Raw genomic sequence first — 12,854 nt, forward strand, 5'->3', positions numbered from 1 at the left:
TCTGAGCCGCCAATTTGTCTGAGCCGCCAATTTGTCTGAGCTGAAAGACGCTAGCTGCGGTCTTTTTCGCATCAGCCGGCGGCTAACGTCTTGCCGCTCAAATCGTACACAATCACAACAACACTAAATGTTTGATGCGTATCCAAAAGCGGCTTCATGCGTTCAGGATCTTTTCATCGTGGCGGGGTTCGGGTGGGAAATAAAGACTGGCTCGCGGCGAGAGACAAACGTGTGTGCGTTGGTCATGCTCAGTCAACGAAGCGTGTCCTTTACTTAGACTCGACGATACACACTGACGGGGGAGTTGCATAGACGGACCTGCAAAAGTAGATCGATGATTTGTTCCAATGGCCTGCGTCAATTTGGCTACCCAAATAGGCATTTGCGACGTCTCACGTTTGTGCCGATCGCGGTGTTCCAATCGCGGTGTTCAAATCGCGGAAACGTTGACAGCACGTCGGCGTACATTCCAGTATCGCTTTTAAATCGAAAGCTACAGGTGCACTGTGACGCAACATGCCCTGTTGGCTTTGGGGCCACCGGATTTTCGATCGATTGGGAAACGCCATCGTTCGCAGCGCGACCTCTTTGGATTGAGCGATTCGTCGATCCTATTAGCAACGACGCTGAGTGGCGAACCCACATCATCCGAGGGCGTCTTGCCTTTTCTTACAGACTCGTTAGCCGCCGGCAAGTGAGCCAGCTGAGCATGGCTTCAGCAAGGGGTGAATGCCGCGCGCACGAGTCGAAAACTCGATCGAAGATACCGCGGAAGACGGCACACCTCCCCAAGTGGATTCACGAGCTGCGTATTGGCCCAACGGCGTCCAGTAAAATGTATTAGCAAAAAAGTCTTGAATCGTCTTGCTGCCGTTGCGTGATCTCGAATCGATAATTCGCTTTTCCGCAGCGAATAGAGGGGGGAAGCGACTTTAGGCGGTGTTTTTGTCCAGTGGGATTTATCGAGGGGCGATTATCCTTGGTTTTTTTCGCACTTCCTATCGAAAGTAGTTATGAATGTGCGGTGATAACAAGTATTATTAATGGTTGTATTATGTGGATTGGAAAGACTAGGGCATTGAATGCCGTCTTTGTATGGATCATTAGTTCTCAACTGGAGTGTTTTTCAAATGAAGTTAATGAGGTATTTGTTTGTCGGCATCGCGTCGCTGACAATGTTTGCGTCGCAGGCGTCCGCTGCGCCTGTCGTCGTCGTATCGAAAGTGATTGAAGATGGTTGGCTGTTTAACAGCACGAACCGCGACGAGTTAATTCTAAATAACACCGGGACCAACCCAGGCCGATGGGCAGCCGCTCGTTTCGATTCCGCAATTTTGACTGGTAGCGGAACTGACTTCAGCGATTCTTCGTTGTGGACGCTGGATTCAGCAACGCTAACGTTGACAGAAGATGCCAGTCGCGACGGTAACAATGGGACTCAGTCGGGACGCGTTGGCGCCTATTTTTACAATACGGCTGAGGTTAGCGACTGGACGACTGCTGGTTTGGCGACTTACAGTTGGTTCGGAAATTCCGCTGGTCGGCCTGGTAACCTTGGTGGTGGCATTTCAGGTAACAACAATGTTGACGAGCGATCCAATGGCGCGACTGACTTGACGTTCGGATTGTCATCGCCTGCTGTCACTGGTGACGGTAGTTCTTGGGTAAGTCACACATTTGTTGACGGCACTAGCGATGAAACCGCGACGATCGACCTGACTCAGGGTGGTGCAACGGCATCGGACATTCAAAGCATTCTCGCAAGCTGGGTTGCTGGTGAAAACGCTGGCCTGGTCTTGGCTGGTGAATTTGGCAACCAAAGCTTCTGGGGAGCCAACGATGTTGCGCTTGGTGCGTCGGTTGGTTCGACCATTGATGGCGTGTCGGCGTTCAGTGGAAATTCAGTTGAAGCAGGCAACGGCGAAGCAGGTCGTGGTGCGTATTTGACCCTATCGTTCACTGAGATCAGCGCCGTTCCTGAACCTAGCTCCCTTGCACTGTTGGCTTTGGTTAGTGGTGCGGTTGTAACGCGTCGTCGTCGCAAGGCGTAAGCGTTTAGCGTACACCGCTATTTGAAATATTGACTTCGCATCCTCCACCGGATGCGAAGTTTTTTATGCGCAGCCCGCGTGCGGATGGTGTCCGGAATCAATGTGGGCTCGTGGCAAACGAGTCACGCTAGCGACAGCATTAATCGATCGCTTAGAACATCACAGTGTGGTTATCGAGCCTAATGTTCCAAGCTACTGCGTGGAGAAAGCCAAGCAGGCCAAAACCAGTGGAAAAACGACTACCAAAGACAAATTCGAGAACTGGATTTAGAAGCGAATTCCAGTGGTTGCCGAACAAAGCCCTTCGTTGCACAACTCACAAGCGTGGGAGGGGTCCATGCCAGCCATTCACCGCTAAGAATATCTTGCGCACAAATCGGTGAGCATGCTTGACTTGATCGAGAGCTGTTGCCAAAGAGCATGCAACGTATCGAATTCGACGTTGGTATTCGATGCACCGACGTATCTATATTCAAGCTCTTACTCTTGGCGTTCCGAATAGCCAGGGCGGTGGTTTGGATTGAATTTATATTCCCACTTTCTCCTTTCCCAAATCCCCCAAACCTGTTGTTCGGACAATCGAACTAGGTATGTTAGTAACTACGAATAGCGATGACCCGATGTGTCTGTTTGCCGGCATGGGAAAAAACTCTATGAATTGTCGGTATGGGATGGACATGATTGCTATTTGTTTGATTTCATGTTCATTACTACTACAGGAGTCACTTAGATGAATCGAATCAGTTTCCTTCTTGCCGCTGCAATTATTTGCGTTGCGGTTCCCGCCAATGGCGCAGTCCTTGTCGATTTCGATGCGGGCAACGTTGGCAACGGTAAGCTACTTAGTGCAGGCGCGGCCCTGGTCAACGAAACACTGCCGGGTAACATCTTTTTTAACGCGGACGGGCGAGCTCTGGCACAGTACGGCAATGATGGCTACAACGGCGGCGGCGTCGGCAGTGCATCAAGCATCTCCGACTTCACGAACAACGCGGGTGTCCAGTTTAGCGGTTGGACAGTTTATCGCGGACCGTATAGCGGGGGCAACAATTCGTTCGGTCTTCTCGAGAACGGTGGTCGCATGGGCGATGCTAATGTCACTGGGGATGGCCATGCGTTCGCCAACGCCGGTGAGTTTTTCATGCTATCTGATCCGTTTAGTCAGGCGATTGCCGATGGCGATACGATTAACATCTCGTATCAGGGTGGATCAGACAATGGTACCGCTGACATCTCGACCTACTTAGTGCTCGACGGTGCGAATTCCGGTACTCTATTTGACGCCACCACGGGGCTTGGAAGCTCTGAACCCCAAATAGTGTTGACCAGCAGCGGCGCTGGCTTCACCGCTGCAAGTACCGTGCAGTTGTTGTTCGTGACATCCACCAGTGACAACTCGCGTGCCCTTATGGACGACGTTCGATTCGAGGTTGCTTCGGCTGTGCCTGAACCGAGCTCGTTTGCTCTGTTGGCATTAGTTGGTGGTGCGGTTGTAACGCATCGTCGTCGCAAGGCGTAAGCGTTTAGCGTACAACTCTATTTGAAATATTGACTTCGCATCCTTCACCGGATGCGAAGTTTTTTATGCGCGGCCCGCGTGCGGATGGTGTCCGGAATCAATCTGGGCTCGTGGCAAACGAGTCACGCTAGCGACGCCCGAATTCAATCCTACTTTTGTCGCGTTCGCAGTTTTGTATTGGGATGACTCTGTTTATGGAAATGGGTTCACCTACACTTCGTACCACTTCCGTTCCCGCTGTAATTTCTCGATGCCGTACTACCGATCGATTACTCGAAAATTGATACACGGCTTTGCCATGGAGTGGTATGGCTATCGGTAGATTAAGGTGGCACGTTTGACTATACTTTATTGCCCTCGCCCACCAATTTGCCGACTCTCGGCCGCTCCAAAGTACGGACGCATTCTGAATGAGACATGCAATGAGGACGCTCACTTTCAGCCACTTCGCAGCGACTCTCATTTTCGATTCCAGTGGTCTCTCGCGGTCGTTTTAGTGGATGAGACAAAAATAAAGTGAGTCACCGAATCCCAGTGTGTCACTAAGGTTAATTTGAGCAGCAGAACATTCAATACAAAGGTCAGTAGCGTGATTTTTCGAAACTTGGCTGTGGCCAATCTGTGCGCAATCGCATTTGGATTGATCTTCAATTCGATTGCTATTTCGCAGGACGAAGTACGTCCGATTAGTGAAGTTGACATTTGGAATCTTCCTCCACTGCCGGTCTATCCGGGGGCTTACGAAGCCAACTGGGATTCACTGAGCAAATACGAAGTGCCCGAGTGGTTTCGCGAAGCAAAGCTTGGTATCTGGTCACACTGGGATCCTCAATCGGTTCCCGAACAAGGCGACTGGTACGCTCGGCGGATGTATATCGAAGGGGAACGGCACTATGAGCATTGCTTGAAAACGTACGGGCATCCCTCTGAGTTTGGGTACAAGGATCTCTGTGGTTTGTGGACGTGCGATCAGTGGGACCCCGATGGGTTCGTGAACCTTGCGGTTGAAACGGGCGGAAAATATTTTACTGCGCTGGCCAATCATCATGACAACTACGATTTGTGGGATTCCAAATACCAGCCCTGGAATTCGGTGAATCTGGGCCCCAAGAAAGATGTGATCGGAATCTGGGGCGAGGCAGCGCGCAAACGTGGCCTGCCCTTTGGTGTTACCGTTCATGCGACCCCAGCTCGAACGTGGGGGCAATTCATGTCTGTGCGGTACACGAGCGACAAGAGTGGTCCCAAAAAGGGAGTGCCTTATGACGCAGTGGCAGCGACCCTGCAAGATGGAAAGGGGGCTCTTTGGGAAGGACTTGATCCTCGAGATCTTTACGGCCCGCCACATGTGAAAGAGCAAGATGCCAATAGCTCGCCCTTTGCAAATCAGTTCATGTGGCGAGTGGATGATTTGCTGAAATACAATCCTGACCTTCTCTATTTTGATGAGTCCGTTGGTTTGAACCAAGTCGATCTTGGTGTGAAGATGGGGTTTGGTCATCTCGCGCCACAGATCGCGGCAAACTATTACAACAAAAGCATGGCCATGAACCAAGGAAAGCAGATTGCCGTGTTGAACATCAAGGAAGTTGGGGGCAAACGAAACAGTTTAGGGACGCAGGAAGAAGCGGAAACGGTGAGTCATTCGTTAGTGAAGGACAGCGAAAAGAAGACGGAAACCAGCATCGAAGCCTATCCCTTTCAGACTGACGATTCGATCGGTCCCTGGCATATGGATGTCAATCGACCCTATAGCCACGACGCGAGATGGGTGATCCACAAGCTGATCGAGAATGTGAGCAAGAATGGAAACCTACTGCTTGGTATTCCGCAACGGGCACAGGGAAACGTGGATCCGGAAGCCGTCGAGATTTGCCACAATATTGGGGCATGGTTAAAAACCAACGGTGAGGGGATCTATGGAAGCCGACCTTTTGAAGTCTATAAGTCTGAAAACGGGCCTGTCTTTTTCACACGGAAAGACGGGCACGTCTACGCATCTTGTTTGAAGTGGCCACAGACTCAGCAGCTCGTAATGCCGGAGTTGAGACTTGGTAGTGCCACAGTCGGAGTTGTCTCCGAAATTGAACTTTTAGGAAGCTCGGACAAGATTTTGTTTGAACAAACGGAGCAGTCTCTAACGGTTCAATTGCCTCCGACGCAACCGAACGCAATCGCTGCGGTTTTCAAAATCGTTCATGACAAAGACTGGGTCAACGATGATGATCCCGGTGTGCATTACTACGGCTGGACTCACCGTGTGAATCGTGACCGGGGCGAATTTAACAACGATGTCTATGATTCTCGGAATCGTGGTGATCGATGTACGTTCAAGTTCAATGGTACTGGTATCAAGATTGTTTCGAACATAAATTCTGATTCGGGTGACCTCGTTGTGTTGATCGATGGCCAGTTCGACAAAACGGTGGACTTAGCCCGCGGTAATGCGTGTGATGTTCAACAGATTGTTTACCAGTCGAGTGACCTTTCCGATGGCGAGCATCAGATTGATGTGGTCAACGCCAGCGACAAGTTGGTCGTCATCGATGCGTTTATCGTCCGCCGTGAAGTGGAGTAGTCTCGTATCAGGCACGGAGAGCGGCTCACAAGCAAAGGGCTGCGTTCGGTTAGAACTACTTTGCCGTCACCTGGCTTCCCTTCACAATCACCTCGGCCAACTTTAGTGAGCCGTTACTATTGAGTTGAATCTTGACGAATTGGCCCGTCTTTCGGCTGATGTTGATATTCATTGAGGGATCGGGGAAATCGTATTCAACCGAACTCCACGCGACATTGCCATCCGCATCGAGAATGGAGATGGTAAAGTCGCTCAGGACCGATTGGTCGTCGTCGGTAACATTGTAGATTGTGATCTCGTCAATTTGACACGTTCGCTGCAAATCAACTTGCCACCAAGGTTGTTCTTCTTCTTGAGTTCCTGACGTCTGTTCCATCAACCAACTTCCTTCGGTGATTCCATCGACTGCGATCTCGGCTTTTGGATAGGCACGCTTGTCACGTAGGAATTTGTGTAGCGAAGATTGTGTACAGGGGCGTTGAAACGCTAAGTTTGTGCCAACATCGTATTGGTAACCCCAATTCGCGCCGGCCTCTTGGATTGGCTCAGGCTTTTCCCACGCCGCAGCGATGTGCTTGTACATTTGCACCGAATCGTCGTCCATTCGCCCTGCGGTATTGATCGCGCTGTTGAGAATATAGACGCCGTTATGGTCGTTGTAGCTCTCGATTCGCTTCAGAAACGTTTCGACTGGTTTGTTGACAAAGAAGTTTTCATCGTCCCAAAACCACCCCTTCTGCATCACGTCGGACCCGGCCGTTGGTCTCTTGTAATCGGGGTGGAATGGGTAAACTCGACCCGCTGCATCTGCAAAAGGAATTTCTGCATGTGCTAGGTTGGTTTCGTAGGTGTGATTCACAATCAAACACTCTGGTTGCAACGACTTGACCAAATCATGGATCTCCTTGTACTGAATTTCATCGAACGAAGGGCACGATGGCCAAGTCGCCCATGCGTCAAGCATGATGTAATCGATCGGTCCGTAATTAGTCAGCAACTCCGTGATTTGGTTTTTTAGGTGATCGATTCCTTCACGGGTAACAATCCCAGGGCCTACTTTGTGATGGTAGTCCAACATGCAGTAGTACAGTCCGATTTGCAGTCCTTTCTCGCGGAATGTTTTAACGAAGGCTTCGACCACGTCTGTCTTTACTGGCGAAGAGGCAACGTCATAGTCCGTGTACTTGCTGTCCCAAAGGCAAAACCCAGCGGTATGTTTCGTGGTTAGCACGGCACCGGCCATCTTGCCGTCGATGACGGTTTGTGCCCATTGTTCGACATCCATTCCAGTCGGTTTCCACAAGCTAGCAGGTTCGTCTCCCATTGCACGGCCATGGAAATTATCCGACGTTGCATTCTTAAACGTCGTTAGGTCCCAACAGATAAATGCTTGATAGCGGGTGTTCGCGAAATCAAGCTGCAATTCAGGTAATGATTTCTGAGTACCCGCCAATGGTTTCTTGTCTATGGCATCCGATTGAGCCTGCGACATAGAGACGAAACATGACAAGCTGGTAGCCAATGCGATGGCGGTGACAAAAATGGAACGGATCATCAAAGAGCTTTCAAAAACGTGTTAGTACTGTTGCCCGTCTGAGCTGGATTCCCAACGCAGGAACACCTACTGAGGCGTTCCCTCGACAATCACTTCGGCGAGGGATAACGATCCATTGCCAAGCATGCGGATTCGTACGTTTTGTCCCAAAACACCGTCGACTTCAATCGATAGCGGACGTTGGTCCGTAACCGCAATTTCTTGCTTCCATTGTTCCGAACCATCTGGGTCGAAGATCGATACTTCAAGACGTTGAGTTAAGTCGGTGTCGATGTCCGTTCGGTCGTAGATACTAATCCGATTGATTGTGCAATTTCGCTGCAAATTGACTTGCCACCAGGGGGCATCTTCTTCATTGGTAATGGATGTTTGTTCCATCATTCCATCGCCTTCGGTTACACCATCGACGGCAATCTCGGCTCTGGGGTAGGCTCGCTTGTCGCGAATGAATTTGTGTGTGCTCGACTGCGAACAAGGCCGAAGAAACGCCAGGTTTTTGCTGGCGTCGTATTGGAATCCCCAATTGTCCCCAGCCTTGGTAAGGGGGGCAGGTTTCTTCCATGCTTTCGCAACATCGGTTACTCGCCTGATCGCGTCCTGTGGAATTCGCCCATCGGGACCGGGAGAGAGGTTCAGCACGTAGACCGAATTGTGTGAATTGTAACTGTGAAGTTGTTTTAGAATGTAATCGACACTGCGACGGACTCCATAGTCTTCGTTGTTATCCCACCACCATCCGACTTGGGAGGTATCCGAGGCAGCGGTTGGACGCATGTAGTCGGGGTGATAAGGATAGGCTCGTCCCGCTGCGTCGGCAAAAGGAACGTCTGCATGCGCCAGGTTGGACTCGTAGCAGTGATTCACGATCAAGCAATCCGGCTGTATCGCCTTCACGGTACGATAAAGCTCTCCGTAAGGAACGTCGTCAAAATTGGGAGTCGTTGGCCAAGTCGACCAGCCGTCGAAGTTCATGTAGTCGATCGGTCCATAATTGGTCAGTAGTTCAGTCAGTTGACCCTTTAGGAATTCAATTTCTTCACGAGTAACACTGCCGTTTTCGACACCATGATGGTAATCCAGAATCGAATAGTAGAGGCCGATCTTCAAACCGGCTTTGCGGAAGGTGTCAGTGAATTCTTTGACCACATCGGTTTTGACGTTCGATGAGGCGACGTCATAGTCGGTAAGCTTGCTGTCCCACAAACAAAAACCGCCGTGGTGTTTCGTGGTCAACCAACCACCGGCCATTTTGGCGTCTTTGCACACCTGTGCCCACTGCTGGCAATCGAGCCCCGTCGGGTTCCAGCGTGTCGGTGGGTCATCGCCCATGGTTCGCCCCGAACGTTCTTCCAAATCGAGGTTCTTGAACGTGCACATGTTGTAGTGAAAGTAGGCGTGATAGCGTGTGTTGACGAAATCAAGCAGCGAATCACCGGACAGTTGCTGTGCGGAAGCGGTCATGGTTCCGCTTAACAGGATGGCGACTGTCGCAAATGCAGTGAGAACGTGCATCGATGTTGATTGAGTTTTCTGCTTTCGTTGCATCTTGGATTTCCTAGGGTTGAAGTGGTGCTATGGTGTTTGTTTTGTCTGTGTCGGGGACAGCCGGATCAGTCCTGAACGCCCCTTTCCCGCGCGACAGGGGTCACTAATGAGTTGTCAATGTCATCATTCGCAATCGAAGAGCGGTTCCAACAACTAGTGACCTCGTGCAATCGAATGTTCTCGACCACCGACGTTCCAGAAACGGACGTGAGCTCGATAGCGGTTGAGTGATTCGCAGAAAGGATTGCCAATGTGATGGTCTTTGAGCCGTGGTTGGCAAAGATTTCGATAGACGTGATGTCGGCCAAAATTCGCAAGTGCGACAAAGGTTCGTCAGAATAGACTGTGTTTTTGAGCACCGATATGGAATTGCGCGACATTGCAATCGGTGTTCCAAGGAGCGACAGTTGCAACTCGGAACGGTCGCCGAGTTGCACTTCAAATTCGACGTCAACACTATTTGATCCGACATCAAGTTTGTGGGTTACTGATTGCGGCATCTCGAGTCGCTCCGCACTCGCCGATTTTCCGTAGAGCGTCTTGATCTCGTCGATGGGTTGTTTGCAAAGCCGACGATGGTCGCCGATTTGACGCAGTGTCAACGAGGTGGGAAAACTCATCTGTTGGTCGAACGGCATTTTCGGGTACTTGCCCCCACGTATCCAACTGATTTGGACGATCCGTCCGTCGGGCAGATTCTTCCATGTTTGGTTTGCCGACAAGTTTTTGCCAAAGTCGAGTGGATAGGGCGTACTGTTGGCAGTGAATTTCGATCCGTTGAAACGTCCCGTTACGTACTGAGCCCAATCCATGGCGACCCACTCGGTTTTGTCTGTCCCTTCGATTGGCAACTCCATCACGTCGGGGCAAACATAGAACCCGGGCAAGTGTGATTGGCGGGTCCAATCGATCAGGTTAGCAGAGGTGAAGAACGAAAAACCTCCCTGACGGTCACGAGCTAGGTTGCTCAAGACTTTGTCGTTCAAATTGTCGTAGAGAATCATTGTCCAGCGATCCTTTGCGGGATCCCAAATTACCATCGGGTCACGTGCGGATAACGGAAAGGAACGCTGGGAATCCTTCGCCAACATTAGGACGGGATTCTCGTGATGCCGGGTCCAAGTTTCCCCTCGGTCATTGCTGTACGCGAGCGATTGTCCTTGGCCCCAACTCGTAAAGATCGCAACAATCGGTGGATCATCTCCTGTTTGTAAACCAGATGTGTTTTTACGGTCTACAACAGCGCATCCGGAAAAGGCAGGATGCCCATCCTTCGGTAAGATCGCGTCGTCAAGCTGGGTCCATCGCACCATGTCTTGGCTTGTCGCGTGCCCCCACCGCTTCGCTGAAATTGGACCGGTTTGGAAAAAGAGATGGTAGACGCCATCAACGTACACAAGCCCATTGGGATCATTGATGTAATCGGATTTGGCAGTGAAATGAAAACGCGGCCTTAGCGACTCGTGGTACAAATTGGGATCAACCGCGATGACGTCTTGAGCAAGCAATGCACCATACAGCGTTACCAGCATAGAGACGGTACAAATCGAGGCATGTTTCATTCTTAAGCTTCTTATTCTGAAAATTTCGCATCGGCCCACAGGGCGTGATCGGAGTTGGCGTTGTCACCGCCGTCGGTGGTCCTCAATCGCAGTTGCTTCATTCCTTTTGGGAATGTGACCGCTATCTCGATGGGCTTGGATCCGCCTCGTAACACAGGGCTGTTGTAGAGTGCCTGCCATTTTCCATTGACATTGCCCTCGACGATGAATTTGCATGATCCTTGGCTGCCGGTCATGTCTTCGATTCCGATGGTGGCGCTGATTCCTTTCGCCTTTGGAATCGGAGTCATGTCAAACTCGGCAACGCCGATCCTCGTCACGCCGACCGGGCAAAGTAGAATCCCATGTTCGTACGTTTTTCCGTTGAGTTCGAGCGGCCCGCCCCGATAATCGATGTCGCGTTTCATATTGCCGTGAGCTTCATCGAACGATGTGTTGATGCCGCTTAGGTATGGATAGGAAGCATCAAACGTGCGCGTGATTGGATCACAATCAAAGACAGCGAGGCTGCGAATTTCAACTGGCTTAGCGATCGATTCGAGACAGCGGAATCGAACGCGGTTGGTTGTGACGGGCTTGACCCGGTCGATTTTCTTGTGCCCAATCGTTTCGTAACCAGGATTGCCGTTGTAGGGTCTTTGCGCGACCAATCGGTTACGTGGCTGAAGCGTTTCCCAGTTACCGTCCACGAATGCTTCGAGCGTGTACTTTGCGATCTTTTGTCCGTTTGCGATGTTCTCCATCGTTACCACGGTATTGATCGCTTGGGGATCTTCCCATTTCAATTCAACAACGTCGCCGGTTTGGACTGCGTTGGTTGTTGCGATTGGCTGAGCAAACCGATTGCGGATTTCATCGCCTAGCTTGTTGGCTGCCGCAACAAGATTATCGGGAATCAACCCGCGAGTATCAGGCGGCAAATTGATGATCGTGTTTGCACCAAGCCCAACCGTTCGATAGTACAGGTCAAGATGCTCCCAAGTATGCCGCGGGTAGGTCTTTTTGACATGATCCGGATGCCAGAACCAGCCACCATAATGAAATGCAGCATGAGTGGTGCATTCACGAACTCGCCAAAACTTTCCAAACGGATCTCCTTTGCGAACGTCACCTTCAAGCAACCCGTAGTTGTTCTTGGTTGTCCGGTCACCCGTCCCAGCGGCAGGCCGGGAATGCTCCGTACGGTCGACGGTGTTGACGGCGTTCCACATTGGGTAGACCACGTGACCTGTTTCGTTGCCCGGCACCCAGGTATCAGGCCCCATGAATACGAGTTCAGGCTGAAGCTCTCGCGCCAAATTGGTCACTGCCCTCCAGACTCCGTTGGGGTCGGTCGCGTCCCAGTGATCTGACCACATGAAATCGATCGGGCCGTACCAAGTGAGCAACTCTCGCATTTGTTCGACTTGCTTTTTCTTAAAACGTTCTCGCAGCGTAGGGTCTTTTCGAAAAGCTTCGGAAACCGCCTTGCCCCAAGTCGAGCTCCATTGAAGCGGAAGCTCCATATCGCCTTGATACTTTCCGATCGCGGCGTTCGCGTCGAACCCGGCGGTGTGGTAAAGGCCGACGGCTAAGTCATGTTTGCGGCAGGCATCGACGAACTCCCGAACCAAGTCACCATTGCCGTTTCTAAACGGGCTATTCGCAATTGTGTAGTCAGTCGTTTTTGAGGGCCACAAGCAGAAGCCGCCTTCATGACGTGCCGTTAGCACTGCGTAGCGAGCACCCATGCTCTTGGCAGTCAAGATCCACTGCTCAACGTCCAACTGCGTTGGGTTGAACTTCGACGGAGGTTCCTGGCCATCGCCGTGTTCCTGGTCCGTAAAGGGGTTGAGCGTGTAGTGAAAGAACGCGCCGACTTCCCAGTCAGCGAAACGGATTTGTTGAGGAGAGGGTTTGGCGATTTCTTCGGCACATGTTGTGACCGACGTGATGGTCAGCAAAACAGCTACTAGGCCGATAGGTTGTTTCAAAATCATGTTGATATTCCTTCAAGAGGCAACGCTGAATCGAAAGTAACGCGGTGGCTTCCGCAGGGACCGTC

The 12,854-nt window shown here is 51.2% G+C and carries 7 protein-coding genes; 3 read left to right on the forward strand and 4 right to left on the reverse strand.

What is annotated here, in order from left to right; translation table 11 throughout:
• Positions 1 to 1,130: 1,130 nt before the first annotated feature.
• The 3 genes from CA13_RS27525 to CA13_RS27535 all read left to right on the forward strand — a co-directional run bounded on the left by CA13_RS27525 (position 1,131) and on the right by CA13_RS27535 (position 6,148).
• Positions 1,131 to 2,051: a PEP-CTERM sorting domain-containing protein gene (locus CA13_RS27525; protein ID WP_419194904.1), complete on the forward strand. Its 921-nt coding sequence runs from the start codon at positions 1,131 to 1,133 to the stop codon at positions 2,049 to 2,051.
• A 730-nt stretch (positions 2,052 to 2,781) separates the two neighbouring features.
• Positions 2,782 to 3,570: a PEP-CTERM sorting domain-containing protein gene (locus tag CA13_RS27530; protein ID WP_146402180.1), complete on the forward strand. Its 789-nt coding sequence runs from the start codon at positions 2,782 to 2,784 to the stop codon at positions 3,568 to 3,570.
• Positions 3,571 to 4,159: 589 nt separating this feature from the next.
• Positions 4,160 to 6,148, forward strand: coding sequence for an alpha-L-fucosidase (locus tag CA13_RS27535; RefSeq protein ID WP_419194905.1), 1,989 nt, complete (start codon positions 4,160 to 4,162; stop codon positions 6,146 to 6,148).
• Positions 6,149 to 6,203: 55 nt separating this feature from the next.
• On the opposite strand, the gene CA13_RS27540 is transcribed toward CA13_RS27535, so the two are convergent.
• From CA13_RS27540 to CA13_RS27555, 4 genes are all read right to left on the reverse strand, one after another.
• A complete protein-coding gene (locus CA13_RS27540) occupies positions 6,204 to 7,703 on the reverse strand; it encodes an alpha-L-fucosidase (protein ID WP_419194906.1) in 1,500 nt (499 codons plus the stop codon).
• A 66-nt stretch (positions 7,704 to 7,769) separates the two neighbouring features.
• Positions 7,770 to 9,248 (reverse strand): alpha-L-fucosidase, encoded by a 1,479-nt coding sequence (locus CA13_RS27545; RefSeq protein WP_419194907.1) that lies wholly within the window; start codon positions 9,246 to 9,248, stop codon positions 7,770 to 7,772.
• 65 nt (positions 9,249 to 9,313) lie between these two features.
• Positions 9,314 to 10,810: a glycoside hydrolase family 32 protein gene (locus CA13_RS27550; RefSeq protein ID WP_146402184.1), complete on the reverse strand. Its 1,497-nt coding sequence runs from the start codon at positions 10,808 to 10,810 to the stop codon at positions 9,314 to 9,316.
• A gap of 11 nt (positions 10,811 to 10,821) precedes the next feature.
• On the reverse strand, positions 10,822 to 12,789 hold the full coding sequence (locus CA13_RS27555) for an alpha-L-fucosidase (protein ID WP_146402186.1): 1,968 nt from the start codon (positions 12,787 to 12,789) through the stop codon (positions 10,822 to 10,824).
• Between the last annotated feature and the right edge of the window lie 65 nt (positions 12,790 to 12,854).

The sequence above is a fragment of the Novipirellula herctigrandis genome, from assembly GCA_007859835.1.
GTDB classification, from domain to species: domain Bacteria; phylum Planctomycetota; class Planctomycetia; order Pirellulales; family Pirellulaceae; genus Novipirellula_A; species Novipirellula_A herctigrandis.